The organism is Streptomyces spiramenti (assembly GCF_012034385.1).
GTDB lineage: Bacteria > Actinomycetota > Actinomycetes > Streptomycetales > Streptomycetaceae > Streptomyces > Streptomyces spiramenti.
The window spans coordinates 1-3,789 of sequence record NZ_JAAVJB010000349.1 but is presented as its reverse complement, the minus strand read 5'-3'; the positions used below and the strand labels follow the sequence as shown (position 1 = coordinate 3,789).

Genomic DNA, 3,789 nt, shown 5'->3' with positions numbered 1-3,789 from the left:
GGCCGGGCCCGCCGGCCGGCCCGCCCTACCCCGGCGCGGAACCGGGGCCCGGCAGGGCCGCCGGGTCCCAGTGAGCCCCAGCGAGCCCCAGCGAGCCCCTCCGGGCTCCGGTGAGCGTGCCGCGGCGAACGAGCCGCCGCGCCGGGAAGCTCACTCGGCGCGTACGTACTCCACGATCTCCACGCCGGACTCGAAGGTGCGCGCGCTCTCCAGCCGGAAGGAACCCGCCGCGTACGGGGCGCCGACGAACAGCGGGATTCCGGCGCCGAAGACAATGGGGCTGCGCTTGAGGATCATGCGGTCGATCTCCGGCAGCAGCGAGCCCGCCAGCCGCCCGCCGCCGCAGAGGTAGATCCCCGCCCCGTCCTCCTGCTTCAGCTCACGAACGGTCGCGAGGGCGTCAGCGGTGTAGGTAACGCCGTCGGGCGCGGCGTCCTGGCGCGTGGTGGCGACGTACTCGCGCAGGTGGGCGTAGGGCCGTTCGATGCCCGCGTCGAGGGCGTGGCGGTAGCTGTTCCACCCCTGGATGATTGTGTCGAAGCGATCCCCGAGGGGCTTGGCTCCGAGCACGGCGGCGGCGTGCGCCGGCAGGGCGTCCGCGAACTCGTCGATCTGGGCGTCCATGTGGTCGCCGACGATCGGGAACGCGTCGTACGTCCCGTCCGGCGCCGCGATGTAGCCGTCGATCGACGTGGCAACGTAGTAGACCAGTTCTCGCATGGCCGCCCTCCCCGAGTCCGAAACACCGACCGCCGGACCGTAGCAGCGACCTCGCCCGCGCCGCCTCCGCGTTCCCGCCCGTCACCTCGTTTTCGCGCCAACGGACGATGCCGGCGCCGGTCGGCCGGCGCCCCGGGGCGCCGGAGCACGATCCGGCCACAGCCGCTCCGGTAGCGATCCCCACGACCGATACTGGCCCCGCCCCGCTCCCGCCCATCCGAGGTCGCCGAACGTGTCTGTCGTGCTGGACCACTGCACCTTCCGGTACCGCCGCCGCGGCCGTCGGGTGCTCGACGGGCTGGAGTTGGCCTTCCCCGCCGGGCGCACCGTACTGCTCGGCCCGAACGGCGCGGGCAAGTCCACGGTGCTCGCGCTGGCCGCCTCCGCGCTGCGCCCCACCGACGGCTCGGTGCGGTTCGGCGCTCTCGACCCGGCGGTCCGGGCGCAACTGCGGCCCTATCGGCGGGAGGTCGGCTGGCTGCCGCAGCAGGTGACGGCGGTGCCCGGCATGACGTGCCGGGAGCAGGTCGCGTACGCGGGCTGGCTGAAGGGCATGGCGCGCTGCGAGGCGTGGGCGCGGGCCGTCCCGGCGCTGGACCGCGTCGGGCTGGCCAAGAAGGCCGATCAGCAGGCGAGTTCACTCTCCGGCGGCCAGTTGCGGCGGGTGGGCGTCGCGCAGACCCTGGTGCACTCGGCGCGGCTGGTCCTGATGGACGAGCCCACCGCCGGTCTCGACCCGGCACAGCGCACCGCGTTCCGCCGCACTGTCGAGCGGCTGTCGGAGGTGGCCGACGTGATCGTCTCCACCCACCAGACCGAGGACCTGTGGGAGGTCTACGACCACGTCGTCGTCCTCGCCGGGGGCACCGTCCGGTTCCTCGGCACGGTGGACGCGTTCCGCGCGCTCGCCCCACCGGGCGCCGCCGCCGGGCGGGAGGCCGAAGCCGCCTACGCGGCGGTGCTCGGGGAGGGTGAGGAGTGATGGTCTTCCGGCTCCGTCTCCGCGCCAACGCAGCGTTCGTGGCGGCCGGACCGCTGCTCGCGGTGGTGCTGCTGTACGTGTTCGCCGAGGAGGTGGGCGGCGGGCCAGGCGGCTACTGGGTGGCGGGCACCGCGAAGGCCGCCTCGGCGCTGATGTTCGTCGCGCCGGCGGTGGCCGCGTGCGCCGCCTGGGAGGCGGGGCGGTTGCGGCGCGCAGGCGTCGCCGGCGGAACCCCGGTCCGCGGCGGCTTCCGCATCGCCGCGGCGTCGCTGATCCCGGTGCTGGCAATGGGGTTGCTGGCGCTGCTGGTCGCCCTGGTCGGCGTGCGGGCGGGGATGACTGCGGCGCCGGGGTGGCCGGAGCCGGTGATCCTGGCGGCGGCGGTGGTGACGCTGTGCGGCTGGCTCGCTGTCGGGTACGCGCTCGGCGTGTGGCTGCCGCCTGCCGCGTCCGTGCCGGTGGCACTCGTGGGCGGCTACCTGTGGCAGGTGTACCCGCCGGCGCTGGAGCCGCTGTGGCTGCGGCATCTCACCCAACCCGCGCGGGGCTGCTGCGCCGCCGCCGAGTCGGTGGCCGCAGGTGGGGTCTCCGGCCCGGCGCTGGCCGCCGTCGCGCTGACGGGTACGGCCGTCGCCGCCGCCGTGCTGTCGCGGCGGACACCGCGCCGGGGAGCGCCGGGTGGAGCGCGGTCGGGGCTGGTGGTGGCCGCCGCGCTGCTGGTCGCCGTGGCCGCCGGGGTGGGAGCGGTGCGGGCGGTGTCGGGGCTGGGGCCGGACGCCGTGGTGGCGCGGTCGGCCGACGAGCTGGTCTGCGTCGACGCGGGCGGCGCGACACGGGTGTGCGTCTGGGCGGAGCACGCACCGCGCCTGGACGAGACCGCCGAGGTGGTGCGGGCCGCGGTCGCCGGCCTGGCCCCGGTGGGCGTCGACCCGCCGGAACTCGTCACCGAACTCCCGGGCGAGGCACTGGCGTACGCGCCGACCGCGGGGGCTGCGAACGATGGTGCACCGTCCACCGGGACACCGGACCGGTGGACGGTCACCGTCCGCACGACGGCCTCGTTCACCACGGACGACATCCGCACCGGCCTCGCGGCCGACCTCACCGGAGCGCTCCTCGACGCCGGCACCCCGGCAACCGACTGCCCCGCCGACCCGGTGGACGCCGCCGAACAGGGCTTTCAGGCCGCTGACCAGCTGTTCGCCTGGCTCACCGTCCGCGCCGGTGCGCCACCGCAGGAGGCGCGTGACCGGTTCGAACCGCAGCTGTGGACGGCGGTCGGGGCGGCCCTGGAAGGCGACGACGCCGCGCAGGCCGCCTGGTTCCGCGCCACGCTCGCCCGTGCGGGGTGCGCGCCGCGATGAGTTGGTGGTCCCGTACCCGGCGGCTGCCGCTGCTCGCCGTCTGCCTGGTCGCCTTCTGGCTGCTGGTGGTGCCGTTCGGGGACGCGTCGCTGCCCGTACCGCAGTTGGGCGGTGCCACCGCGGCCGATGTGCCGCTGCCGCTGTTCGCGCCGCTGCTGCCGGTGGTCGCGCTGATCGTCTGCTGCGGCGGGGCACCGTCGAACGAGGCGACCACCGTGCGACGTGTCGGCACCCTCGACGCCGCCTTGGCGGCGGCCCTGCCGGCCGCGACCGCCGTCGTGGTGGGGACGGCGCTGCTCGCGGGGTTCGGAGCGGGCGATGGCGGCGACGGTGACGCGGCGCTCTGGTCCGTGGTGCGCAACCTCGGCGCCTGCGTCGGCTTGGCGCTGCTCGCCCGCGAGGCGTTCGGCCGCCACGCGGCGACCCTGCTGCCCACCCTGGCGGCGCTGGCCGTGGCGGTCTTCGGCTACGGCCCCGAGCAGCAAGCCCACTGGTGGGCCTGGCCGGCAGCCGACCCGGTCGACCCGCTGGCCTGGGCCGGCTCGGCAGCGCTCCTCGCCACCGGCCTCGCCCGCACCGTCACCCGCGACCGACCCGCTCGGCGCTGACGCCGCAGCGCCGGCCCGGCCTTCGCAGTCCGTCGCACCACGGACGCGCTCCTGCTCTCCGGGGCACGGACGCGGGCCCGCACGCGGCGACCGCCCGTCGGCGCCGGCGTCGCAC

The 3,789-nt window shown here is 76.3% G+C and carries 4 protein-coding genes; 3 read left to right on the top strand and 1 reads right to left on the bottom strand.

What is annotated here, in order from left to right; translation table 11 throughout:
* Positions 1-150: 150 nt before the first annotated feature.
* On the bottom strand, positions 151-720 hold the full coding sequence (locus tag HCJ92_RS22975) for a dihydrofolate reductase family protein (RefSeq protein WP_167935529.1): 570 nt from the start codon (positions 718-720) through the stop codon (positions 151-153).
* Between the two features lie 232 nt (positions 721-952).
* Here HCJ92_RS22975 and HCJ92_RS22970 point away from each other — a divergent pair, with 232 nt between their 5' ends.
* Genes HCJ92_RS22970 through HCJ92_RS22960 form a run of 3 tightly spaced genes read left to right on the top strand, consistent with a single transcriptional unit; the run spans position 953 to position 3,674 of the window.
* The gene (locus HCJ92_RS22970; RefSeq protein ID WP_167935528.1) at positions 953-1,702 is read left to right on the top strand and encodes an ATP-binding cassette domain-containing protein; all 750 of its coding nucleotides are present in this window, start codon (positions 953-955) and stop codon (positions 1,700-1,702) included.
* Positions 1,702-3,066 (top strand): DUF7224 domain-containing protein, encoded by a 1,365-nt coding sequence (locus HCJ92_RS22965; RefSeq protein ID WP_167935527.1) that lies wholly within the window; start codon positions 1,702-1,704, stop codon positions 3,064-3,066. Before HCJ92_RS22970 ends, HCJ92_RS22965 begins: the two co-directional genes overlap by 1 nt.
* Complete coding sequence (locus tag HCJ92_RS22960) at positions 3,063-3,674, top strand: hypothetical protein (RefSeq protein ID WP_167935526.1); 612 nt, start codon at positions 3,063-3,065, stop codon at positions 3,672-3,674. The genes HCJ92_RS22965 and HCJ92_RS22960 overlap by 4 nt, the downstream gene beginning before the upstream one ends.
* Positions 3,675-3,789 lie beyond the last annotated feature (115 nt).